Source organism: Kitasatospora sp. NPDC048715 (assembly GCF_043198905.1).
GTDB lineage: Bacteria > Actinomycetota > Actinomycetes > Streptomycetales > Streptomycetaceae > Kitasatospora > Kitasatospora lactacystinica.
The window spans coordinates 201,934-224,597 of sequence record NZ_JBICVH010000010.1 but is presented as its reverse complement, the minus strand read 5'-3'; the positions used below and the strand labels follow the sequence as shown (position 1 = coordinate 224,597).

19 protein-coding genes and 3 tRNA genes are annotated in these 22,664 nt (G+C 75.0%); 8 read left to right on the top strand and 14 right to left on the bottom strand.

Going from position 1 to position 22,664, the window contains the following annotated elements:
• Positions 1 to 29 precede the first annotated feature (29 nt).
• From ACGFSC_RS20505 to ACGFSC_RS20485, 5 genes are all read right to left on the bottom strand, one after another.
• On the bottom strand, positions 30 to 941 hold the full coding sequence (locus tag ACGFSC_RS20505; RefSeq protein WP_359915255.1) for a pyridoxal-phosphate dependent enzyme: 912 nt from the start codon (positions 939 to 941) through the stop codon (positions 30 to 32).
• Between the two features lie 101 nt (positions 942 to 1,042).
• Complete coding sequence (locus ACGFSC_RS20500) at positions 1,043 to 1,711, bottom strand: GPP34 family phosphoprotein (RefSeq protein WP_359915254.1); 669 nt, start codon at positions 1,709 to 1,711, stop codon at positions 1,043 to 1,045.
• 50 nt (positions 1,712 to 1,761) lie between these two features.
• Positions 1,762 to 1,989 (bottom strand): hypothetical protein, encoded by a 228-nt coding sequence (locus ACGFSC_RS20495; protein WP_359915252.1) that lies wholly within the window; start codon positions 1,987 to 1,989, stop codon positions 1,762 to 1,764.
• Positions 1,990 to 1,998: 9 nt separating this feature from the next.
• Positions 1,999 to 2,946 (bottom strand): SPFH domain-containing protein, encoded by a 948-nt coding sequence (locus ACGFSC_RS20490; RefSeq protein WP_359915250.1) that lies wholly within the window; start codon positions 2,944 to 2,946, stop codon positions 1,999 to 2,001.
• 335 nt (positions 2,947 to 3,281) lie between these two features.
• A tRNA-Ile gene (locus ACGFSC_RS20485) sits at positions 3,282 to 3,355 on the bottom strand.
• Positions 3,356 to 3,544: 189 nt separating this feature from the next.
• Between ACGFSC_RS20485 and ACGFSC_RS20480 the strand changes: the two genes are divergently transcribed.
• Both ACGFSC_RS20480 and ACGFSC_RS20475 read left to right on the top strand, forming a co-directional pair.
• Entirely contained in the window at positions 3,545 to 4,408 is an 864-nt protein-coding gene (locus ACGFSC_RS20480) for a hypothetical protein (protein ID WP_359915248.1), read from the top strand.
• Positions 4,409 to 4,526: 118 nt separating this feature from the next.
• On the top strand, positions 4,527 to 5,273 hold the full coding sequence (locus ACGFSC_RS20475; protein ID WP_359915246.1) for a trypsin-like peptidase domain-containing protein: 747 nt from the start codon (positions 4,527 to 4,529) through the stop codon (positions 5,271 to 5,273).
• Between the two features lie 186 nt (positions 5,274 to 5,459).
• On the opposite strand, the gene ACGFSC_RS20470 is transcribed toward ACGFSC_RS20475, so the two are convergent.
• Positions 5,460 to 5,532: transfer RNA gene (locus tag ACGFSC_RS20470), tRNA-Asn, on the bottom strand.
• A 61-nt stretch (positions 5,533 to 5,593) separates the two neighbouring features.
• Positions 5,594 to 5,666 (bottom strand) — tRNA-Asn (locus tag ACGFSC_RS20465).
• A 229-nt stretch (positions 5,667 to 5,895) separates the two neighbouring features.
• Here ACGFSC_RS20465 and ACGFSC_RS20460 point away from each other — a divergent pair.
• The 4 genes from ACGFSC_RS20460 to ACGFSC_RS20445 all read left to right on the top strand — a co-directional run bounded on the left by ACGFSC_RS20460 (position 5,896) and on the right by ACGFSC_RS20445 (position 10,967).
• Positions 5,896 to 6,201, top strand: a complete 306-nt coding sequence (locus ACGFSC_RS20460; protein WP_359915244.1) for a hypothetical protein — start codon at positions 5,896 to 5,898, stop codon at positions 6,199 to 6,201.
• 202 nt (positions 6,202 to 6,403) lie between these two features.
• Positions 6,404 to 7,837 carry an FGGY family carbohydrate kinase gene (locus tag ACGFSC_RS20455; RefSeq protein WP_359915602.1) on the top strand — a complete coding sequence of 478 codons (1,434 nt, stop codon included), beginning with the start codon at positions 6,404 to 6,406 and terminating at the stop codon, positions 7,835 to 7,837.
• Positions 7,838 to 7,939: 102 nt separating this feature from the next.
• Entirely contained in the window at positions 7,940 to 9,343 is a 1,404-nt protein-coding gene (locus ACGFSC_RS20450) for a glutamate decarboxylase (protein ID WP_359915604.1), read from the top strand.
• 397 nt (positions 9,344 to 9,740) lie between these two features.
• Positions 9,741 to 10,967: a DUF2690 domain-containing protein gene (locus tag ACGFSC_RS20445; protein WP_359902914.1), complete on the top strand. Its 1,227-nt coding sequence runs from the start codon at positions 9,741 to 9,743 to the stop codon at positions 10,965 to 10,967.
• A gap of 13 nt (positions 10,968 to 10,980) precedes the next feature.
• On the opposite strand, the gene ACGFSC_RS20440 is transcribed toward ACGFSC_RS20445, so the two are convergent.
• The 5 genes from ACGFSC_RS20440 to ACGFSC_RS20420 form a co-directional block, all read right to left on the bottom strand.
• Positions 10,981 to 12,207 carry an RNA polymerase sigma factor gene (locus ACGFSC_RS20440; RefSeq protein ID WP_359902917.1) on the bottom strand — a complete coding sequence of 409 codons (1,227 nt, stop codon included), beginning with the start codon at positions 12,205 to 12,207 and terminating at the stop codon, positions 10,981 to 10,983.
• Positions 12,208 to 12,334: 127 nt separating this feature from the next.
• Positions 12,335 to 14,242, bottom strand: a complete 1,908-nt coding sequence (gene dnaG, locus ACGFSC_RS20435; protein ID WP_359902919.1) for a DNA primase — start codon at positions 14,240 to 14,242, stop codon at positions 12,335 to 12,337.
• 57 nt (positions 14,243 to 14,299) lie between these two features.
• Entirely contained in the window at positions 14,300 to 15,610 is a 1,311-nt protein-coding gene (locus ACGFSC_RS20430; protein ID WP_359902922.1) for a deoxyguanosinetriphosphate triphosphohydrolase, read from the bottom strand.
• A 229-nt stretch (positions 15,611 to 15,839) separates the two neighbouring features.
• Positions 15,840 to 16,847 (bottom strand): SGNH/GDSL hydrolase family protein, encoded by a 1,008-nt coding sequence (locus tag ACGFSC_RS20425; RefSeq protein WP_359902924.1) that lies wholly within the window; start codon positions 16,845 to 16,847, stop codon positions 15,840 to 15,842.
• A gap of 200 nt (positions 16,848 to 17,047) precedes the next feature.
• Positions 17,048 to 17,992, bottom strand: a complete 945-nt coding sequence (locus tag ACGFSC_RS20420) for a PAC2 family protein (RefSeq protein ID WP_359902927.1) — start codon at positions 17,990 to 17,992, stop codon at positions 17,048 to 17,050.
• Between the two features lie 706 nt (positions 17,993 to 18,698).
• On the opposite strand from ACGFSC_RS20420, the gene ACGFSC_RS20415 reads away from it, so the two are divergent.
• Positions 18,699 to 19,433 (top strand): GNAT family protein, encoded by a 735-nt coding sequence (locus tag ACGFSC_RS20415; protein WP_359902930.1) that lies wholly within the window; start codon positions 18,699 to 18,701, stop codon positions 19,431 to 19,433.
• Positions 19,434 to 19,490: 57 nt separating this feature from the next.
• Here the strand turns inward: ACGFSC_RS20415 and ACGFSC_RS20410 are convergent, their stop codons facing one another.
• Positions 19,491 to 20,726, bottom strand: a complete 1,236-nt coding sequence (locus ACGFSC_RS20410) for an ADP-ribosylglycohydrolase family protein (RefSeq protein WP_359902932.1) — start codon at positions 20,724 to 20,726, stop codon at positions 19,491 to 19,493.
• A gap of 112 nt (positions 20,727 to 20,838) precedes the next feature.
• On the opposite strand from ACGFSC_RS20410, the gene ACGFSC_RS20405 reads away from it, so the two are divergent.
• Positions 20,839 to 21,834 carry a hypothetical protein gene (locus ACGFSC_RS20405; protein ID WP_359902935.1) on the top strand — a complete coding sequence of 332 codons (996 nt, stop codon included), beginning with the start codon at positions 20,839 to 20,841 and terminating at the stop codon, positions 21,832 to 21,834.
• Between the two features lie 60 nt (positions 21,835 to 21,894).
• Here the strand turns inward: ACGFSC_RS20405 and ACGFSC_RS20400 are convergent, their stop codons facing one another.
• A complete protein-coding gene (locus tag ACGFSC_RS20400) occupies positions 21,895 to 22,446 on the bottom strand; it encodes a ribonuclease (protein ID WP_359902938.1) in 552 nt (183 codons plus the stop codon).
• Between the last annotated feature and the right edge of the window lie 218 nt (positions 22,447 to 22,664).

Below are 22,664 nucleotides of genomic sequence, written 5' to 3'. Positions count from 1 at the left end.
TGGACCGTGGACCGCGAGCCGACCGGCCGCTACTGCGGGTCCGGCAACCCGGTGACGACGGCGGTGAGACGGGTGCCGCGGGGGAAGGCGCCCGCCCCCGCCAGGTCCGCCAGCGCGGCGAGCAGCTTGGCGACGTAACGGCGCTCCAGCGCGATCCCGTGGCGGCGCTCGAAGCGCTCGGCGAAGTCGGCCAGCTCGGCCGGGACCCTGCCGTAGCCGCCGCCGTGGTGCCCGTGGTCGATCCGCCAGTTGCCGAACCCGCGCCCGTAGGCGGCCCGGTGCAGCCGGGCGACCTCCGCCTCCAGGTAGCCCTCGCCGCCACGCAGCACGGCCACCCCGAGCGCCCGCGCGCCCGCCGGCAGACCGGCCGCGATACCGGCCAGGGTGCCGCCGGTGCCGACCGGGCAGCAGACCACGTCGCGCTCGCCGAGACCGGGCAGTTCGGCCGGGATCGCGGCCGCGCCGACGGCGGCCAGGGCGTTGGAGCCGCCCTCCGGGAGCACCAGGCAGCGGCCCCAGCGACGGAGCGGCGCGTCCGTGCTGTGCTCCCCCTCGGCCCGACCGGTGGCCTCCCGGTACTCGGCCCGGGTCAGGAACTCCAGCCGCATCCCGGCCGCCTCGGCGGCCCGCAGGGACCAGTTGCGCGGCCGGTCGGCCAGTTCCTCGCCGCGCACCAGCCCGACGCTCTCCAGCCCGAGCGCCCCGGCGGCGGCCGCGACGGCCCGCAGGTGGGTCGAGTAGGCGCCGCCGAAGGTCAGCAGCCGGGTGTGGCCCTGCTCCACGGCGGCGGCCAGGTTGGGCGCCAGCTTGCGCCACTTGTTGCCGGGGACGGTCGGGTGCAGCAGGTCGTCCCGCTTCAGCCGCAGCTCCACCCCGGCCCGGGCGAAGGCCTCGTCGGCGCAGTCCACCAGCGGGGTCGGCAGCAGGGCGGGTTCGAGCATCCGGCCAGCTTACGGGCCCGGACGGCCGGGAGCCCGGCCGCCGGACGGGCGGCCGGGCTCCGTGGCCCCGCGGACGGACCGTCACCCCCGTGGACGGTCCGTCAGCCCAGGGCCGCGCTCTCCGCCGCGTGGCCCGCCGTCCGCCAGGCCAGGGCGGTACCGAGCGCGCGCGGGACCGGGCCGGCCGCCGGGGCCAGCTTCGCGATCCGGCCGCGGTGCTCCCGGCGCTCCCTGGAGCCGAGCACCGTACGGAGCTTCCCCACCGCCACCAGGGCGGTCAGCGCCGCGTCGGCCGGGTCGACCCGGCTGAACGGGCCCGTCAGAGCCCCGGTGACGCGGGCCTCCAGCGCCTTGCGGACCCCGGGGTCGTGCACGGTGACCAGGGTCACCGGGAACAGGCCGGCCACCCGGTGCGGCCGGAGGGTGATCCGGCCGGATTCCGCCAGGCCGTCCCGGACCCGGCGGATCGGCTGGTCGCGCCCGGTGCTCCTGGCACGGCCGACCCACGAGCTCCAGCTGTGCGGCCGGGAGGCCCTGATCCGGCCCAACAGGTCGGCACTGTACGGGTCGAGGCCGTCCTCGGCGGCGCCGCCGCGGACCCGGGCGACGGCCTTGCGGCCCTCCTCGTACAGCAGGCCCCGGCGCAACAGCTCGGTCAGCGCCGCCGCCTGCAGCAGCAGGTTGAGCGAGGAGTGCTGGGTGGTCCGCCCGCGCCGCGGGTCGTGGGCGAGCAGGTACAGCTTCTCGGGCAGGTTGGCAGGCAGGTCCATCTCGTTCTCCCGGGATCTGGAGGATCTGTGGGTGGCCCGGGCCGCCGCGGTCAGTCCCCTCCGGGACCGCCGCTCTCCGGGTCCTCCTTGGGCGGGCGTCCGCGCCGGGGAAGCCGGGCCGCGCCGCCGGGCATCCGCCCCGCGTCGGTGAGGGCGCGGCGGAGCAGGAACTCGATCTGCGCGTTGGTGCTGCGCAGGTCGTCCGCGGCCCATCGGGCGAGCGCGTCGTGAACTGAAGGGTCCAGTCGCAACAGGAGCTTCTTCCGTTCCGTCGCCAAGGCCTCGCCTTACTGGTAGAGGGAGCCCGTGTTCACGACGGGCTGGGTGCCGCGGTCGCCGCAGAGCACCACCAGGAGGTTGCTCACCATGGCGGCCTTGCGCTCCTCGTCCAGCTCCACGACATCGCGTTCGGCGAGCCGTTCCAGCGCCTCCTCGACCATACCGACGGCGCCCTCGACGATCAGCCTGCGCGCCGCCACCACGGCCCCGGCCTGCTGACGCTGGAGCATCACCTGGGCGACCTCCGGAGCGTACGCGAGCCTGGTGATCCGGGACTCGACGACCCGCACCCCGGCCGCGGCGACCCGGGCGGAGATCTCGGCGGAGAGCTTGCGGGCGATCTCGTCCGCACCGTCGCGCAGCGACAACTGGCCCTCGTGGTGGGCGTCGTACGGGTAGCTGGTGGCGATGTGCCGCACGGCCGTCTCGGTCTGGATGGCGACGAAGTCGGCGTAGTCGTCCACCTCGAAGAGCGCCATCGCGGTGTCCTCGACCTGCCAGACCACCACGGCGGCGATCTCGATCGGGTTGCCGTCCGCGTCGTTGACCTTGGTGGTCTCGGTCTCGTGGTTGCGGATCCGCAGCGATATGTGCCGGCGGTTGGTGAACGGGTTCAGCCAGGTCAGGCCCTCGGCGCGGATGGTGCCCCGGTAGCGCCCGAGCAGCTGGACCACCCGGGCCTGACCGGGCGAGACCACCGTCAGCCCGAACGTCGTCAGCAGCGAGCCGAGCAGCAGCAGCGGCCCGACGATCACCAGGGCGATGCCCAACCCGCTGGTCTTCGAGGACAGTTGGGCCGCGCCGGCGATGACCGAGCCGACCCCGGCGAGCAGGCCGAACAGTGCGCCGCCGAGCACCGGCAGGCCGGCCGCCCCGGTGATGACCCGTTCGGTGATCCTGGGGACCGGGAGGTCCAGCGCGGGGCCGTCCTCGACGGCGAAAGGCGGTGTGGTCATGGGAGCGACTCCTTCTGCGAGCATCCGCATCCGATGTCAAAGTGATATCACTTTTTTGCCGCACCGCGCCAGGGGCCGGCGACCGGAACAGGGGAACGGACGGCCGCCCAGCGGCGACGGGAACGGGGAAGGAACGGCCGCCGAGCGGCGGCGCACGACCGTCGGGGACGGCCCGGGCCGATGCCCACGGGTGGGTGAATTCCGGCGCGCCACACGGGGAAGGGGGTGGCCGCGGCCTAGACTCTGCGACGTCGCAGGCGGTGGGAAGGCGGCGGGCGCCGGCTCGGCGGCCCGCCCGCGAAGGGTCGTACGACACTCGTCGCACATCGAGAAGGTGGGGCGGGTGGGACTCGAACCCACGACCAAGGGATTATGAGTCCCCTGCTCTAACCGGCTGAGCTACCGCCCCGGTTCGCCGCACGCGCCGGTCGTCGGCACGGCAGCAGCAGACGGCCCCAGCGAGGCCGTCCCGGGCAGCATAGCCGGTCGATCACCCGTGGTGCGCGCCGGGGGCGCAGCTGGGTGCGCGACGGTACGCGCCTCCCGGGCGGCGCAGCCCGGGTGGCGGCGGGGCACCCGTTCGGTGCAGCCTGGGCGGATGACGACTCGTGGGACGGGGGCGGCGGCCGCGACGCTCGCGCTGGTGCTGGCCGCGGCCGGCTGCACCACCGCGGCGGGCCCGGGCGGGGGCACCCCCACCGTCACCTCGGCACCTCCCACCGCCTCCTCCACCTCCGCCTCCGTCGACAGCCACGGCTGGAACCGGCAGCGGCTCAGGGGAGCGGCCGGCCGGCACACCGGGGTCACCCGCACCGCCAAGCCCACCGTGCTCAACGGCCTGGTCGGCGCGGTGTTCACCCGCAACGCCGACGGCGACCACTTCTGCACCGCCAGTGTGGTCGACAGTGCCGGGCTCAACCTCGTCGTCACCGCCGCCCACTGCGTCTGGGACCCGCGGCTCGGGCGGCGCGGCGATCTGGTCTTCGTCCCCGGCTACCGCGACGGCGACACCCCCAGCGGCGTCTGGCCGCTGCTGGCCGTCACCGTGGACGACGACTGGAACGACCACGCCGACCCGGACATGGACGTCGCCTTCGCGGTCGTCCAGGCGCAGGACGGCCGGCAGGTCCAGCAGGTGCTCGGCGCCAACCGACTGGGCGTCAACCGCGGCTACCGGCTCCCGGTGAAGATCACCGGCTACCCGAGCAGCAGCGGCGTCCCGATCACCTGCTCCAACACCACCGACCGGCAGAGCCCCACCCAGCTGCGGATCGACTGCCCCGACTACACCGGCGGCACCAGCGGCAGCCCGTGGGTCACCGACTTCGACCCGGCCACCAGGACCGGCACCGTGGTCGGCGTGATCGGCGGCTACCAGGAGGGCGGCAACAGCCCGGACACCTCGTACAGCAGTTACTTCGGCGACCGCGTCCAGGCCCTGTACGACCGCGCCACCGGCTGACCCGCGGCGGACCCGACACGCGGCGGTGGCGCCGCCGGGCACGGCCTGGTAGATCTTCCTCACGAACGGCGGAACGCACGGCCCCGGTGCCCGCCCCGAGGAACGAGACGGAGCCCCGATGGCCTCCCGCCCGCCGCGGCCCCCGCGCACGGCACGAACGGCCGCGCTGGCCGCCCTGCTGCTGGCCGCCGGCACCGCGTGCGGCGGGCAGGACGGGGCGCCGACCGCCGAGGTCGCGCAGCAGAGCCCCGCCCGGGACCGGATCGGCACCCTCTCCATCCGCACCGCCCAGGGCCCGCGCGCCTGCACCGCGAGCGTGGTGCAGAGCCCCCGGCGCAATCTGCTGGTCACCGCGGCGCACTGCGTGCAGACCCGCCGGATCGGCCTGCTGGACGGTCTGGTGTTCACCCCCGGCTACCGCAACGGGTCCACGCCGTACGGGACTTGGCCGGTACAGGCGATCACCGTCGACCCGCGCTGGGCGGCCGGCGACGACCCCGAGTACGACGTGGCCTTCGTCACGGTGGGCACGGTCGACGGCCGGCAGGTCGAGGACGCGGTCGGCGGCAATCCGATCGGCACCGGCCAGGGCTTCGGACTGTCCGTCGCCGTCACCGGCTACCCGAACGAGAGCGACGAGCCGATCACCTGTGCCGTCCGGACCAGCTCGCAGAGCGCCACCCAGGAGCGCTTCGACTGCGGCGGCTACACCGACGGCACCAGCGGCAGCCCGTGGGTCGCCGCGAACGGCACGGTGATCGGCGTGATCGGCGGCTACCAGGAGGGCGGGGAAACCCCCGGCACCTCGTACAGCGTCACCTTCGACCAGCGGGTCGCCGACCTCTACCGGAAGGCGACCGCCTGACCCGGAAGGCGACCGCGGGACCCGGGAGCCGGCCGCGGGACCGGAACCGGGCACACGGGCGGATCCGGGGGAAGCCGGGCGGTGTCGCGTACGTCACGCCGCGGGACCGGACGACGACAACACGAAGGCCCCCCGGTCGACCGAGGGGCCTTCGCTCTGAGCAGTCACCGGGCGGACCCGGTGCAGCTCCCGCAATTGGACTCGAACCAATAACCTGCCGATTAACAGTCGGCTGCTCTGCCAATTGAGCTATGCGGGATCGCGGTACTCGACTTCCGTACCACGGACGGGAAGCAGGACCCGAAGGACCTTCTCCCGAGCTCCCCCAATTGGACTCGAACCAATAACCTGCCGATTAACAGTCGGCTGCTCTGCCAATTGAGCTATGGGGGATCGGCTCCCGCCTCGGCCCCCGGTCTCCCGGGCTCCTCGGCGCTCGCTGCGGGACATACATTAGCGCACTCGGGGGGGTGGTCCGCCAATCGCTTTCCCGGCTTGCCCCCGGGTTGCCGCCCGGCGTGCCCCGCGCGCGCCCGGCGACGGGGCCGGGGATGCTGGGGCGCGGACGGTTCGCCGTCCCGACGGACGGGTAGGGCAATGCGGCAGAAGCCGCCAGGAGAGGGTGGATCCGACCATGTGGAAGCTGTCGTTGGCCGCGGGTTTCGCGGCCGGCTACGTCCTCGGCTCGCGAGCCGGGCGCCGGCGCTACGAACAGATCGCCAGGGTCACCCGGCAGGTCGCCCGGAACCCCACGGTCCAGGGCGCGACCGACCGGGCCCGGCAGCAGGCCGGGGCGGTGGCCGGGAGGGCGGCCGGCGCGGTCGCGGACCGGGTCGGCGACCGGCTGCCGAACGCCGTCACCGACCGGGTGCCGTACTTCAACCGCTCCCGGGCGGAGGACGACGGCTGGGGCACCGTCCGCCCGTGACGGGCGGCGGCCGCCCCGCCGGTGGCCCCCGTGCGCCACTGGCCCGGGCCGTGTGTCGCGCGACACACGGCCCGGCGGCTACCCCCCGTCGGTGACGGGACGGTGACGCCGGACCCAAGCGAACCCCAACGCGCGGTCGCGAACCCGCAACGTCCCACCCGGCCCGGACGCGTCCCGGGCCGGGCTGAGGCATGATCTCGGCATGGCCATCGTCGCGGGGATAGACAGCTCGACCAACCGCACCCGGATCGTCGCGTGCGACGCCGACACCGGCGCCGTCCTGCGCTCCGGCAAGGCGCCCCACCCCGTCCCCGAGGACCAGGACCTGCGCCCGGGCGAGGCCGACCCCCAGGTCTGGCTGCACTCGCTCGGCGACGCCGCGACCGGCGGCCTGCTGGAGGGCGTCCGGGCGATCGGCGTCAGCGCCCAGCAGCACGGGATGATCGGCCTGGACGCGGGCGGGGTACAGGTACGCCCGGCGCTCCTGTGGAACGACCCGCGCTCCAGCGGGGCCGCCGCCAAGCTGCTGGACGCCTTCGGCGGCCCGGCCGCCTGGACCGCCGCGATCGGCGCCGTGCCCGCCCCCACGTACACCATCGCCAAGCTGCGCTGGCTGGCCGAGTTCGAGCCGGCCAACGCCCGTCGGATCGCCGAGGTGCTGCTGCCGCACGACTGGCTGGTCTGGCAGCTGCTCGGCCACCCCAAGCGCCGCACCACCGACCGCGGCGACGCCTCCGGCACCGGCTACTGGTCGCCGATCACCGGCGAGTACCGGCAGGACCTGGTCGAGCTGGCGCTCGGCCACGAGCTCAGGCTGCCCGACGTCCTGCCCCCGGCCGAGCCCGCCGGGCACACCCCCGAGGGCCTGCTGATCTCGGCCGGAACCGGGGACAACATGGCCGCCGCGCTGGGCCTGGGCCTCGGCCCGGGCGACGCGGTGGTCTCCCTCGGCAGCGCCGGAACGATCTTCGCGGTGCACGAGGAGGCCGTGGTGGACGCCTCCGGCCTGGTCTCCTCCTTCGCCGACGCCAGCGGCCGGCACCTGCCGATGGTCGCCACCCTCAACGCCGCCGAGGTGCTGCGCTCCACCGCCGCCCTGCTCGGCCGGGACCTGGAGGGCCTGAGCGACCTCGCCCTGCACTCCTCCCCCGGCGCCTACGGCCTGGTGCTGCTGCCCTACCTGGACGGCGAACGCACCCCCGCGCTGCCGCACGCGGCCGGCACCCTGACCGGGCTGCGGGCCGAGGCGATGACCCCTCAGCACCTGGCCCGGGCCGCCGTCGAGGGCATGCTGTGCAACATCGCCGACGCCCTCGACGTGCTGCGCGCCCGGGGCGTCGCGGTGAAGCGGGTGTTCCTGCTCGGCACGGCCGGGCGGCTGCCCGCCGTCCGGCACGTCGCCCCGATGCTGTTCGGCGTCCCGGTCGTGGTGCCGCCACCGGGCGCCCACGCCGCCCGCGGGGCCGCCCGGCAGGCCGCGTGGGCGCTGGCGGGCACCCCGGAGCCGCCGGAGTGGGAGCTGCCGGACGCCGAGACCGTCGAGCCCGACGGGGAGCAGGACCTGGCGATCGGCTCGGCGGTGCGTCAGCAGTACCGGGCCGCCCGCGACCAGATGCACCCGGAGGCGGCGGCCTGACCCCGGCCCGGGGGCGGTGACGGCCGTGCGGATGCGGCACCCGGCGCGCGGTGGCAGCGTGGAACGGGACACGGCCACCGACGCGGAAGGCGGCAGGACGCCATGGCGCTGCACAAGGGAGCCGGCGGCGACCGCCGGCTGAGCATCGGCCCGTACCCGACCGTCGCCGACCCGTTGGGCGCGATGAAACTGGCCCCGCCGCTGCACCGGCTCGGCGAGGGCCCGGTCGCGGCCGAGACCACCTACCAGCTGATCCACGACGAGCTGATGCTGGACGGCAACGCGAAGCTCAACCTGGCGACCTTCGTCACCACCTCGATGGACGCCCAGGCCACCCGGCTGATGACCGAGTGCCTCGACAAGAACATGATCGACAAGGACGAGTACCCGCAGACCGCCGAACTGGAGCGGCGCTGCGTGGCGATCCTCGCCGACCTCTGGCACGCCCCCGACCCGGACACCGCCGTCGGCTGCTCCACCACCGGCTCCAGCGAGGCCTGCATGCTGGCCGGCATGGCGCTCAAGCGCCGCTGGATGCGGCGCAACCCCGACCGCTACGCCGCCGGGGCCCGGCCCAACCTGGTGATGGGCGTCAACGTGCAGGTCTGCTGGGAGAAGTTCTGCAACTTCTGGGAGGTCGAGACCCGCACCGCGCCGATGGAGGGCGACCGCTTCCACCTGGACGCCGAGCGGGCGGTCGCGCTGTGCGACGAGAACACCATCGGTGTGGTCGCCGTGCTCGGCTCCACCTTCGACGGCTCGTACGAGCCGGTCGCGGAGATCTGCGCGGCCCTGGACGCCCTCCAGGAGCGCACCGGCGTCGACGTCCCGGTGCACGTGGACGGCGCCTCCGGCGGCATGGTGGCGCCCTTCCTCGACCCGGACCTGTCCTGGGACTTCCGGCTGCCCCGGGTCGCCTCGATCAACACCTCCGGCCACAAGTACGGCCTGGTGTACCCCGGGGTGGGCTGGGCGCTCTGGCGCGACAAGGAGGCACTGCCGGAGGAACTGGTCTTCCGGGTCAACTACCTGGGCGGCGAGATGCCGACCTTCGCCCTCAACTTCTCCCGGCCCGGCGCCGAGGTGGTCGCCCAGTACTACATCTTCCTGCGGCTCGGCCGGGAGGGCTTCCGGGCCGTCCAGGGCGCCTGCCGCGAGGTCGCCACCTACCTCTCCGGGCGGATCGGGAAGCTGGACGGCTTCCGGCTGCTGACCCGGGGCGACCAGCTGCCGGTGTTCGCCTTCACCACCGAAGGGGACGTCCCGTTCGACGTGTTCGACGTCTCGCGGCGGCTGCGCGAACGCGGCTGGCAGGTGCCCGCGTACGCCTTCCCGGCCAACCGGGAGGACCTGTCGGTGCTCCGGGTGGTCTGCCGCAACGGCTTCTCGCGGGACCTCGCCGACCTGCTGCTGGCCGACCTCGACCGGCTGCTGCCGGAACTGCGGCGCCAGCCCGTCCCGCTCCAGCAGCTCGGGGTGCCGCCCCGCTCGGGCTTCCACCACTGACCCTCCGCACACCCGGGAGAACGTCACGGCGGGGAGGGCGCAGCGAAGCGCCCTCCCCGCCGGAGCATCCCGGCGGGCCGGGGCAGCCTCCCCCCGCGAGGCTGCCCCGGTCCGGTGGGGGCCGGGAACGGGTGCGGACCGACGGGTGATCGATCGGCGTCCGAACGGTTCCACCGACGGGTGAACCGCACCGGCCAGAGAACTCTGCACGATGACCACGTGAATGTTCGAGCGTCTCCGGGGGTTGTGAGACACTTCCGTCCGTCTCAGCGCCATGACCTGGGGTTTGGGACGCCAGGCCGATCAGGTTGGAGAAGCGGAGACGCCGAACGGCCCGGGCCGGGACCTGCCGCTCACCCGTTCCCCGTCCCCGTTTCTCGAGTTTGGAGCGCCCGCGTTGGGTTCCGCCTGGAAGCAGCTGCCCGAGGAGCTGTCCGAGCCCGCCAGACGCCTGGCGGAGGAGCTCCGGGCCATCAAGGACACCGCCGGACTGTCACTGTCCGAACTGGCCGCCCGGACCCACTACAGCCGGGCCTCCTGGGAGCGCTGGCTCAACGGCAAACGGGTCGTCACCGAGCAGGCGCTGGACGCGCTGGTCGGGACGGTCGACTGCGACGCGGCCGCGCTGCGGGCGCTGTGGCGGCGGGCGGTGGCGGGGCCGGAGGCCGCGGCGCCGGTCACGGGCCCGGACACGGGCTCCGGCGCGGGCGTGGGCGCGAACGCGGGCGCGGGCGCGGCGGTCGCCGAGGAGCGCGACGGCCGGGGCCCGCAGCGGCCGGCCGTCGCTGACGAACCCCCGGGCCCCGAGGAGCCCGCGGCCGAAAGCCCCGCCCCCGAGGAGACCACCGCCCCTGAACCGGCCGCCGGCGAGGCGCCGGTGACCGGGCAGGAGTCCGGGCCCGCCCCCCTCGTCTGGTGGCGGCGTCCGGCGGCGCTGCTCTCCGGCGCGGCCGTGCTGGCGCTGCTGCTGGTGCTGGTGGGCCTGCGGATCAGCCGGCACGACGGGCAGGCCTCGGCGGCCGACCGGCCCGCCGCGACGGCCGACGCCGGCACCTCCCCCAGCGCCAAGCCCGCCCCGGGCGCCCCGGCCTGTCAGGCCGTCGGCTGCGCGCACAAGGACCCGAAGACCACCGGCTGCGGCAAGGACGCCCGGACCCTGCAGACCCAGGTGATCGGCAAGGTGGTCGTCTACCTCCGGTACAGCCAGACCTGCCGGGCGGCCTGGGCGGCCATCACCGAGGGCGAGCCGAAGGACTACGCGACGATCAGCGACAGCGCCGGCGACGCCGAGACGGCGCTCATCCACTGGGGCTACGACAACTACTCGGCGATGCTGAACGCGGCGGACCCGACCGTCACCTTCCAGGTCTGCGGCTACCAGCCGGCCGGCCACGACTGCACCGGGGTGGTCTCCGACCTGGCCATGGTGGTGGCCTCCACCCCGATCCCGATCGGTCCCGCCTCTCCCCCGCCGGGCACCGGCGCGGGAGCGCCCACGACTCCGGCCCCGGCCACACCGGCCGACCCGGCACCGGCCGACCCGGCGGCACCCGTCGACCCGCCGGCACCGACCGGGCCGGCAGCACCGGCCGCCGCTCCGACCGAGTCGGCCGGTCCGTCCTGACCACGACCGGCCGCTAGTCGAGGTAGCCGCGCAGCTGCTCCGCGCCGGCGTGGTCGCGGAGCTTGACCAGGGTCTTCGACTCGATCTGGCGGATCCGCTCCCGGGTCACACCGAACACCGCGCCGATCTCCTCCAGCGTGCGCGGGCGGCCGTCGTCCAGCCCGTAGCGGAGCTGGACCACCTGGCGCTCCCGCTCCCCCAGGGTGGCCAGGACCGCCTCCAGGTGCTGGCGCAGCAGCAGGAAGGTCGCGGACTCGGCGGGCGAGGCGGCGTCGGCGTCCTCGATCAGGTCCCCGAGCGCGACGTCCTCCTCCTCGCCGACCGGCGTGTGCAGCGAGATCGGCTCCTGGGCCAGCCGCAGCAGCTCGCGCACCCGCTCCTCGGTCAGCTCCAGGGCGGCGGCGATCTCGGCCGCCGTCGGTTCCAGGCCGCGCTCCTGGAGCAGGCCGCGCTTGGCCCGGACCACCCGGTTGATCAGCTCGACCACGTGCACCGGCACCCGGATCGTCCGGGCCTGGTCGGCCAGCGCCCGGCTCATCGCCTGCCGGATCCACCAGGTCGCGTACGTGGAGAACTTGAAGCCGCGGGTGTAGTCGAACTTCTCCACCGCCCGGATCAGTCCCAGGTTGCCCTCCTGGACCAGGTCCAGCAGGGTCAGTCCGCGGCCGACGTAGCGCTTGGCGACGGAGACCACCAGCCGCAGGTTGGCCTCGATCAGCCGCCGCTTGGCGATCCGGCCCCGCACCACCAGGGAGTCCAGCTCGCCGGCCAGCGGGTCGGGCGGCGGCGGATCGCCGTTCAGCCGCTCCTCGGCGAAGATGCCGGCCTCCACCCGGCGGGCCAGCTCGACCTCCTCCGCGGCGGTGAGCAGGCGGATCCGGCCGATCTCGCGCAGGTACTGGCGCAGCAGGTCGGCGGCCGGGCCGGTGTCCTCGACGGGCCCCCGGCGCTCCCGCCGGTCCTCGGCCCCGGCCCGCGCCAGGGGCGAGGGCTCGGACCCGGACCCGGCCCCGAACTCGGCCTCGGGGACGGCCTCGGGGACGGCCTCGGGGACCGGGCTGTCCGGGTGGCCCTCCGGCAGGCCCTGGGCGGGGATCCGGGCACCGTCCGGGGGCGCGGCCCGGGCCCGGCCGTGATGGGTCTCCTGCTCCCCGGTCTCCTGCGGACCGGCCGGTCCGGCCGGTCCGGCGGGCTTCGTTCCCGTACTGGTGGTGGTCGCTGCGACGAGGCCTTGCTCCACGGGCATCCCCTCGGGGCGGGCGCGACTCTGGCGGACCCGCGCTGTACGGAGGTGGGACGTCCTCCAGTGTGCGGTACGCCACGCTCCGTGGCCGAGACTCGTGCGCCGACTTTCTGTGGAGCGAACGCTAGAGAGCGGCCGCACCCCGGCTGCGCAGCTCCTGCCCGTACTGCTGGAGCTGCCACAGCTCGGTCTGCACCGCGTGCAGCTGTTCGGCCTCGGCCCGGGGGCCGAGCCGCTGGAGGTAGCCGCGGACCTCGGTGATCCGCCGGTCCACCGCCAGCATGCGCAGCTTGACCAGGAACTCCCCCGCGTAGATCGCGTCCACCTTGCGGCGCGAGCGCACCGGCTCGACGGTCAGCTCGGTGACCAGCGAGCGCACCCGGTCGTCCGGGGACGCCTCGCGCACCGCGCTGGTGAAGTCGGGCAGGCCCGCCCCGTGCGCGGCGCCGCCGGCCTTGGCGATGGCCTGCCGGACGGCGGTGTACGGCGGGGTCGGGAACTCGTCCTCGCCGTAGTGGTCGAAGGCCGGACTGACCAGGTCCGGGTGCTGGAGCGCCAGCTTGAGCAGCTCGCGCTCGACGAACTGGGCCGGGTCGCGCGGGTTGAGCCGGAAGGCGGGCTGCGCCGGGCGCTGCGGCTGGGCCTGCTCCGGGCGGCGCTGGGCGGCCGCGCCGCGCGGGTTCTGCTGGCGCTCGCGGTCCCAGCGGGCCAGCTGGGAGATCCGGCGGACGACGAACTGCTCGTCCAGGATGCCGAGCATGCCGGCCAGGCGGACGGCGTACTCGTGCTGGATCGAGCGGTCCTTGATCTTGGCGACGATCGGGGCCGACTCCTCCAGTGCCGCCGAACGCCCCTCCGGGGTGTCCACCCGGTGCCGGGCCACCACCGAGTTCAGCGCGAACTCGAAGAGCGGGACCGGGTTGTCGATCAGGTGCTTGACCGCCTCGTCGCCCTGGGCCAGGCGCAGCTCGCACGGGTCCATGCCGCCCGGGCTGACCGCGATGGAGGTCTTGGCGGCGAACTTCTGGTCGTCCTCGAAGGCGCGCAGGGCGGCCTTCTGGCCGGCCGCGTCGCCGTCGAAGGTGAAGACGGTCTCGCCCCGGTACTGCGAGGTGTCCATCAGCAGCCGGCGGATGATCTTGATGTGGTCCTCGGCGAAGGCGGTGCCGCAGGTGGCCACCGCCGAGGTGACCCCGGCCAGGTGGCAGGCCATCACGTCGGTGTAGCCCTCGACCACCACCGCGCGGCCCGACTTGGCGATCTCCTTCTTCGCCAGGTCGATGCCGTACAGCACGTGGGACTTCTTGTAGATCGGGGTCTCGGGCGTGTTGAGGTACTTCGGACCGTTGTCGTCCTCGCGCAGGCGGCGGGCGCCGAAGCCGACCACCTCGCCGGCGATGTCCCGGATCGGCCAGACCAGCCGGCCCCGGAAGCGGTCGATCAGGCCGCCGCGCTGGCCCTGCGAGGCGAGGCCGCCCAGCAGGATCTCCTTGTCCGTGAAGCCCTTGCCGCGCAGGTAGCGGACCAGGTGCTCCCACCCCACGGGGGCGTAGCCGACGCCGAAGACCGTGGCGGCCTCCTCGTCGAAGCCGCGCTCGGCCAGGAAGCGGCGGCCGATCTCCGCCTCCGGCGAGGCCAGCTGCTCCCGGTAGTAGGCGGCGGCCACCTTGTGCGCCTCGACCAGCCGGGTGCGCTCGCCCTGCTGGTGGCGGGGGCTGTAGCCGCCCTCCTCGTAGCGCAGGGTGATGCCGGCCTGGGCGGCCATCCGCTCGACGGCCTCGGCGAAGGTGAAGTGCTCGATCTTCATCAGGAAGGCGATGGTGTCGCCGTTCTCCTGGCAGCCGAAGCAGTGGAAGACGCCCTTGGCGGGGTTCACGTAGAAGGAGGCGGACTTCTCGTCGTGGAAGGGGCAGACGCCCTTGTACTCGCCACCGCCACCGTTGGTCAGCTGTACGTAGTCGCCGACCACCGCGTCGATCGGCAGTGCGCTGCGCACCGCCTGCACGTCTTCGTCCCTGATCCGCCCGGCCACCCCGGAAGTCTACTGGGACGGCCGGGCATTCGATCCGTGGCGGCCGCCTCCGGGCGGCTACGCCCAGGCGGCGCCGACCAGCTTGGCGTGCAGGGCCAGGGCCGAGGCGTCCGTGAGGGTGGCGATCTGGTCGATGACCGTGCGCAGGGCGGCGCGGTCGTCCTCGGCCTCGCGGTACATGGCGGCGAACACCGGGTCCAGCCCCTCGGGGGCGCGCTGGGTGAGGACGTACGCCAGCTCGGCGATCACGATCCGCTGGCGGGCCCGCAGCTGGGCCTGCTCGTCGCGCTGCATGACGTAGCGGACGGCGACCGCCTTGAGCACCGCGCACTCCAGCCGGACGTCCCTCGGCACCACCAGCTCGGCGGTGTAGCGGGTGAGCCGGCCGGGGCCGTAGCGGGCGCGGGTGGCCTGCTCGGCGGCCAGGCAGAAGCGGCCGATCAGCTGGCTGGTGAGGTCCTTGAGCCCGCCCCGGGCGCGGGCGGTGCCGTCGTAGGAGCGGGGCCACCACTCCTGGGCGAGCAGCCGGTCCAGGGCGTCGGACAGCTCCTGGGGCTCGGCGTCCCGGGCGTAGCGCTCGGCGACCTTGAAGAGCTCGGCGCGCTCACCGGGGGCGCGCAGGGCGGCCGGGTCGATGTGGCCGGCCTGGAGGCCGTCCTCGACGTCGTGGGTGGAGTAGGCCACGTCGTCGGACCAGTCCATCACGGTGGCCTCGAAGCACTTGCGCCCGGTCGGGGAGCCGGCCCGCAGCCAGCGGAAGACCGGCAGGTCGTCGGCGTAGACGCCGTACTTGGGCGAGGCCGGGTCGGTGGGGTGGGCGCCCTTGGTCCACGGGTACTTGGTGGCGGCGTCGAGGGCGGCCCGGCTCAGGTTGAGGCCGACGCTGCGGCCCGGCCAGGGGGCGAGCCGGGTGGCGGGCTGCTCCTCCTGGGGCGCGAAGCGCTTGGGTTCGAGCCGGGTCAGGATGCGCAGCGACTGGGCGTTGCCCTCGAAGCCGCCGCAGGCCTCGGCGGCCTGGTCGAGGGCCTCCTCGCCGGTGTGGCCGAACGGCGGGTGGCCGATGTCGTGGGCCAGGCAACCGGTCTCCACGAGGTCCGGGTCGCAGCCCAGGGCGGCCCCCAACTCCCGCCCGACCTGGGCGCATTCGAGGGAGTGGGTGAGCCGGGTGCGCGGGAAGTCGCTGCGCATCGGGGCGACCACCTGGGTGGTGCCGGCCAGCCGGCGCAGCGCGGCCGAGTGCAGCACCCGGGCACGGTCGCGCTGGAAGGCCGTACGGCCCGGGCGCTTGTCGGGTTCGGGGACCCAGCGGGCCTCGGCAGCGTGGTCGTACGGGATCGGGGCGGCGAGGCGGTGCGTGGTGTCGTCCATATGCCCTTCACCGTACGCCGGGCCCCCGACACGCGGGGTGTGCCGCGCGCGAAGGAGCGCGGGCCGGGGCGTGAACGGTGCGCGGCGCGCGGGTGCCCGCCCCGGCGAGTCGACCCCACCCGGACGGCGCAGCCCCGCGCGCCCCCTGCGCCCCCGCGTCTGCGTCCCTGCGTCTACGCCCCTACGCCCTGCGTCCCTGCGTCCCGAACCTCCCCCGGCCCGGGCGGCCTCAGCCCCTGATCGCCTTCAGGACCACGCCGGACACCGCCTCCTGCCCCTTGGCGTTGGGGTGGATCGGCACCAGCCCCTGGGCCGGCAGGGGCGGCTCCACCCAGCGCTTGTCCTCCCCCGCGCACATGTCGTGCCCGGCCGAGGGCCCGGCGAGGTCCACGAACACCGCTCCGGCGGCCTCCGCGCGCTTCTTGAGCATGCCGTTCAGCTGCTGCTGCTTCTCCACCAGGAAGCCCAGGTCGGAGGCGGCCACGGCGTTGCCGAGCACCGGCAGGCAGCTCGCCGGGTCGGCCGGGAGCAGCCCCGGGTACCCGATCACGTACACCCTGGCCTTCGGGGAGCGCTTCTTGACGTCCTGGAGCACCTGGCCGATCCGGTCGCCGGCCGCCTCCACCTTGCGCTGGACGTCGTCGGTGCCGCTGCCGGCCGCGTAGTGGTCCCGGCAGGGCGACTCGCTGATCCGGTCGGCACTGTCGGTGATCACGCCCTTGACGATGTCCACCAGGTTGGCCTTGGCGCACTCGGTCACGACCTCCATGAAGCCGGCGTCGTTGCCGCCGATCCCCAGGGTGACCAGCCGGGTGTCCGCGGTCAGCGCGTCCAGCTGGGCCGGGTTGGTGCCGTCCGCGACCTTCTGCGGACCGGTCAGGTCCCCGGTGCGGGCGCCGCTGCAGCTGACGTCCTTGAACTGCCCGGCGGCGAGCGAGAGCTCCTTCGCCACCAGGGACGGGTAGTTGGCCCCGGAGCGGTAGCAGGCGCCCGGCTCGCCGACCTGCGGCGGGAGCTTCATCCCGGCCGTGTACGAGTCGCCGAGCGCGACGTACGGGCCGGTCGGCGGCGGGGCGGCGGTCGGCGACGGGTTCCCGCCGGCCTGCGCGCGGGCGGGCGTCGCGCCCGCGGCGGCGCTCCCCTGCTGGTCGGTACCGGCGTTGTCGGTGCAGCCGGCCAGCAGTACTGCGGCCAGTCCGACGGTCAGGGCGATGGTCGGGCGTGCGGTCCTCGGCATGGTCTCCCCCCGGGGATACGGGTCACGGTCGGCTCCTTACGGCGGCCCGTCCCCCGGGCACACCAGGGGCCAACGAACGATCGCGGCCGATCACTCCCACCCGCGCCCGATCGCCGCGCGACGAGCCGGATCCGGCCGGAATCCGCCCCTGGGACCCCGTCCGGCCGCCCGGTTCCGCCCGCCCGCTCCGGCTGCCCCGGCTACTCCGCGCCGCGCTCGTGCTCGGCCAGGAACTGCTCGAAGCGCCGCCCCAGTTCGTCCGCCGAGGGCAGGTCCGCCGGCTCGGCCAGCAGGCTCTCCCGGCCCTCCGCGCCCGCCACGGCGTCGTACTGGCCCTCCATGCCGCGGATCGCCGAGCGCAACTCGCCGTCCCCCTGGGCCAGCTGCTCCTCGATGTCGGCGTAGACCTCGGGGACCCGCTCGCGCAGCCCGGTGCCGGGCAGCACCAGCCCGGTGGCGGACTGCACCGCCTCCAGGACCTGCACGGCCGCCGCCGGGTAGGCGGAGCGGGCCACGTAGTGCGGGACGTGCACGGCGAAGCCCAGGACGTCGTGCCCGGCCTCGCCCAGGCGGTACTCCACCAGCGCCTGGGCACTGCCCGGGACCTGCGCCTGCTCGAACCACTGCGGGTAGCCCGGGGCGAGGTCCAGCCGGTTGCCGTGCGGCGTCAGGCCGACCGGGCGGGTGTGCGGCACGCCCATCGGGATGCCGTGGAAGTCGATGGAGAGCCGCACCTCGAAGCGGTCCACCAGCTCGCGGACGGCACGCGCGAAGCGCTCCCACTCGACGTCCGGCTCGGGGCCGGTGAGCAGCAGGAACGGCGCGCCGGCGGCGTCGTGGACGAGCTGGAGCAGGATCTCCGGCGGGTCGTAGGACGTCCAGTGGTCGTGGTCGAAGACCATCGCCGGGCGACGGGCCCGGTAGTCCACCAGACGGTCGTGGTCGAAGCGGGCCACCACCTGCGGCGCGCCCGTCTCCAGCAGGTGGGCCACCACCTGGCCGCCGGCCTCCCCGGCGTCCATGAAGCCCTCGAAGTGCTGGAGCAGCACGAGGCCGGCACCGGTGTCGCGCAACTGCTCGTTGGCCGCGGCAACGGCGGCCACGCCCTGCTGATCCAGCTCGTACAACGCCTGGAAGTCACGCACCGCGCACCCAACCCCGTTCCCTGCTCGTCCCGGTCGACCGGCTTCTCGTCCTGTCCAGCGCGCCGGGCGCCGCCGGAATTCCCGCGCCCGGCCCCCGTCCTGCGGACCTCCCGTCCGCGCGCCCCGCGGGGCGCGTCCTACGGCTCCCCGGGGGGCTCGCCCGACGGCCTCGGACGAGCGCTCCGGACCATGATCGCACCCGGCCGAAGACTCCCTGGTCAGGGCCCTGCGAGGGGTCGGTCCGCAGGGCACGCGAACGGCCCGCGCGGCCATTCGCGTGCCGCGAAGTGACGCACCGCCTTCTGGCGGGTATCGTCCTCTCGCTGCCTCGCATCGTCGCGTCGTCGCCACGTCGTCCGTAACGCCGTCGGCCACGTCCCGGTCCGGTGCTCGGCCAGCCACCCACGACGCATCTTGCCTTCACCTGGCCGCCTGCTTCCCTTCGCGCTCTCGTACCCTCCTCGGCCATCTCGCGGACGCACACTGTCCCGTCGCTCTTCCCGCCGGACCGGTCCGAGGATCCGTGTCCGTTCCGGCACCCCGCGCCGCCCGTTCCGGGCCGCCGCCCCCACCCCGTCCGACCGGACCTCCGGCGTGCGCGGGTACCCGGCCGGCGGACCCGGGCCCAGGCGTACCCAGCCCAGAGCACCCCGAGCCGTACCCCGGCGCGGGAGGCACCCTCCGACCGATGAAGGACCAAGGTTCCGTGCCCGTACCTGTCATCCTCACCGGCCGCACCGTGCGGCTGGAGCCACTCGCCGCGCACCATGCCGAGGCCATCGCCGAGGCCGGCGCCGAGGACCGTACGACCTACGCCTTCACCCCCGTCCCGCACGGCCGGGAGGCCGCCCGCGACTACGTCGCGCGGGCGCTCGCCGACCAGGCCGCGGGCCGGTCACTGCCGTTCGCGACGGTGAACCTCGCCGACGGCCGGGTGGTCGGCTCCACCCGGTTCCTGGAACTCGACTACTGGCAGGGCCCGATGGTGTGGCCGCCCGCGCCCGGGGTCCCGTTCGGCGATCCGGCCACGGCCGTCCCGGACGCGGCCGAGATCGGCAACACCTGGCTCTCACCGCGTGCCCAGGGCACCGGCATCAACACCGAGGCCAAGCTGCTGATGCTGCGCCACGCCTTCGAGACCTGGGGCGTGCAGCGGATCTCGCTGCGCGCGGACGCCCGCAACCTGCGCTCGCGCGCCGCCATCGAACGGCTCGGCGCGACCTCCGAGGGCGTCCGCCGGGCGCACTCGCGCGGGCTGGACGGCGTGGTGCGCTCCACCGCGTTCTACTCGATCCTCGACGACGAGTGGCCGGCCGTCCGGGACATCATCGAGCTGCGGATCGCCGCCGCCACCTCGCCGAGCGCCCCGGATCCGGCGATCAACCAGGAGTGCCTTAGACAGGGCGGCAGCGGCGCCGGGCAGCTGATGATCACCGCCTGAGGCCGTCCCGGAACGGCTCGTGGCCGAGGCTCGCGGGTCCTGGCCCGACGCGAATGGTCAGACACGCCCCAGGACGGCCGGCAGGGTGGTGCGGTCGTCCCAGGCCCGGTGGCGTCCCGGGTGCGCCTCGACCAGGGCCTCCACCGGCCGCCAGCCGCCCCGCACCCGGGCCACCCGGACCCGGTAGACCTCCGCGCCACCCACGCCGCGGTGCAGGTGCAGCACGCCCTCGGAGACCACGGAGGCCCAGCGCTCGTCCGCCTCCCGGGCCCGCAGGCCGCGCCTGATCCGCTCCCAGTCGGCGTCCGACCAGAGCAGGTCGGGCACGGGGTGCGGGCGGGGCAGGCCGATCGGCGTCAGGTGCGGCTCGCCGGCCGCGCGGACGCCGCCCGGCTCCGGGAACGCCCAGTCGGGCAGCGGCTCGCAGGCGGCCAGCCAGGTCCGCGGGATGCCGCCGGTGCCGGTGTGCGCGGCCACCACCCCGCCGGTGATCGCCGCGACGGTGTCCATGTCGCCGCCGGCCGCGATCGCGTCCCACACGGCGGCGCGGTAGTCGGCCAGGTTCCGGGCGGCGCACCACAGCGCGTACGGGACGGTGTCCGCCGCGGACGTCCGGCTGCCGTTGCCGAGCACCTGCGCGGCGAGCCGGAAGTCCGGCCGGGCGAGCAGTCCGCGGGCCTCCACCAGGCCGTCCCTGACCGCACCGTTCGGGGTGAGGCCGGCCACCGACTCCAGGAAGCGCTCCGGTGTCATCGGCCGGGTGCGGGCCCGCACCGCGTACGCGGCCGCCACCGCGACCGCGATCGCGCCGTCCACGGCCTGCGGATGGGTGTGGGTGATCAGGGCGGTGTCGGCGGCGGGCCGGACGACGGCGGCCGGGTCCTCGGCGTACGCCGCCCCCAGCGGGGCGACCCGCATCGCGGCGCCGTTGCCGTAGGAGCCCTGGCCGTCGAAGAGTTCGGCGGCCAGCTGCCGGGCGTCGCCGCCCTCGCGGATCAGCCGGAGCAGCCGGTTGGCGGCCGGGCCGTAGCCGCGGTCGAAGTCGTGGCGCAGGGCGAAGGCGTAGGTGAGGTCGAAGGTGTCGATCGCGCCGCGCTCGGTGTGCGCGGCGTGGACCGAGCAGGCCATCTCGGTGTCGTCGGTCCAGGGCCAGGAACCGGGCGGTTCGGTGCGGGCGGCGAGGTGGGTCCGGGCGGTCTCCGGGACGAAGAACTGGGCTCCGAGGGCGTCGCCCGTGCGGAGGCCGAGGAGCGCGTCCAGCGCGGGGCCGGCGTGCGTGAATGGAATGGTCATATGGCATCCAGCTCAGCGGCTCGGCCGCCGTCGCGTCAACACCCGTGACCGCCGGCCCCACCGACGGGGGATGTTTCGCATACCTCCGATTCCGGCGGGCAGGCACCGGGGCATGACCCGCGCGAATCCCCTCGATCCGGTCGCCCTGCTCGGCGCCGACCAGCAGCACATCGCCACCCGCGCGCAGCTGCGCCGGCTCGGGGTGCCCTCCGGCACCATCGCCCACCGGCTGCGGCCGGGCGGGCCGTGGCAGCAGGTGCTGCCCCGGGTGATCTGCCTGCAGAGCGGAAGACTGACGTTCCATCAGCGGCTGCGGGCCGCCCTGGCGTACGCGACGCCGAAGGGGCGCGAACCACGGACCGGGGAGGTGCTGCTGACCGGCCTGGCGGTCCTGGCCGAGGCCGGACTGCCGAGCGCCGGCCACCCGTCCGACCTGAACGCGGTCGACATCCTGATCCCCGGCCAACGACGGGTCGGGGACCGGGAGTTCGTCCGGATCCACCGGGCGTCCGGGGCGATGCCGGGCGGCTTCGAGCGCGCCGACGGACTGTGGAGCACCACGGTCGCCCGGGCCCTGGCGGACCTCGCGCCGAGGGAGACCGGGCAGCGCCGGTTCCGGGCGCTGTGCGCGGAGGCCGTCCAGCGGCGGCACTGCGAACTCGGCGAACTGCTCGACCAGTTGCTGTCCCGCCCGGGTGCGCTCGGGCTGCCCCAGGTGGCCGGGGTGGTGGAGGAGCTGACGGTCGGGGTGCGGTCGGTGGTGGAGGGCGAGGCCCGCGAACTGCTGGCGCACGCCGGGCTGCCGGACCCGCTGTGGAACCCGGTGCTCTTCCTGGACGGCCGCTTCCTCGCCGTCCCGGACGCCTACTGGCCGCACGCCTGCGTGGCCCTGGAGATCGACTCCCGCGCCTGGCACCTGCGCCCGGCCGAGCACGAACGGGGCCTGGCCCGCGCCAACCGCCTCACCGCCGCCGGCCTCCCGGTGGTGCGCACCACCCCGGCCCAGCTCCGCCGCGACCCGGCCCCGGTGCTCCACGAGCTGACGGCCCTGGTCACCACCGGCCCGCACGCACCGCACCCCCGGATCACCTGGCGGCGGGCGAGGTGAGGCGGGCCCGCGCGGTGAGGCGGGCCGACGGCGCGGTGCGGGCGGCCCGGCCGGGCCCACTCAGCAGCGGGAGTCGATCTCCTGGAAGGTGGCGTAGTGGTCGGCGGACCAGTACTGCTCGCCGGAGTCGCCGGTCACCACCCGGCGGGTGCCGCGGTCGTTGGAGCCCGGGGTGACCACGGTGTACTCGTGGTAGTAGCCGCCGGTCTTCTTGGGGAGGCGGCTCTCCCGGTTCTCGAAGACGATGCCGTCGCGGTTGTACGGGTAGGGCCCGCCCTTGGCGATCAGACCGAGGGTGTCCTGGGCCTGGCCGGGGAGCTTGGTGCGGCAGACGTCGGCCATGGCCGGGTCGGTCGGGACCCAGGAGCCGGCCGGGGCCGGGGTGCTGCCGGCGCCCCCGGCGGGCGGGGTCGGCTTGGGGGCCGAGGGCTTGGGCGCCGCGGACCCGGACGTCGTGGCACCGGTGCCGGCGGCCGCGCCGGCACTCCCGGTGGCGCTCGCGGCGGCCTTGGGGTGGCTGCTCCCCCGGTTGGCGAGGAGGTACCCGGCCCCGGCCAGGAGCGCCAGGATCAGCACGGCCACGACGACGAGCGGGTTTCTGCGGTTGGTCATGCGGTCCAGCTTGGCAGGCGGCCGGGCCGCCCCGGGGGAACCGCACACGTGGCCGCCGCCACACCGGCCCGCGCGGCGGGCCGGCGCACGACGTACGGCCGGGGGGGGGGGGGGGCGCGGGGGGGGGCCCCCCCCCCCCCGGGCCCGCCCCCCCCGCCCCCCCCAGCACCAACAACCTTAACCCCACCCACACGAACATCGGACGGCCCTAGCAAAAC